We start from the raw sequence: 229 nt of genomic DNA, 5'->3' as shown, positions 1-229 counted from the left end.
CACCGTCGATACCATCCTGACCTGCTGCTCCTTGTTCACCCTGAGGACCTTGCGCACCATCTTGACCATTGATGCCGTCAGATCCTGCTGGACCTTGCGGACCGATTGGACCCTGTAAACCATCAACACCATCTTTACCGTTAGTGCCATCAGTACCATTTAAACCGTCAACACCGTTTTGACCCGCTGGTCCTTGTTCACCCTGAGGACCTTGCACGCCATTTTGACC

General features: G+C 53.3%; 1 pseudogene. It reads right to left on the bottom strand.

The window, feature by feature from the left end:
- A pseudogene (locus tag SB749_RS21180) lies at positions 1–229 on the bottom strand (collagen-like protein); the annotation flags it as partial.

It is taken from the genome of Brevibacterium sp. SIMBA_078, from assembly GCF_046534565.1.
Classification (GTDB): domain Bacteria; phylum Actinomycetota; class Actinomycetes; order Actinomycetales; family Brevibacteriaceae; genus Brevibacterium.
The sequence above is the reverse complement of the archived record's forward strand: the minus strand, read 5'-3'. Positions and strand labels throughout refer to the sequence as shown.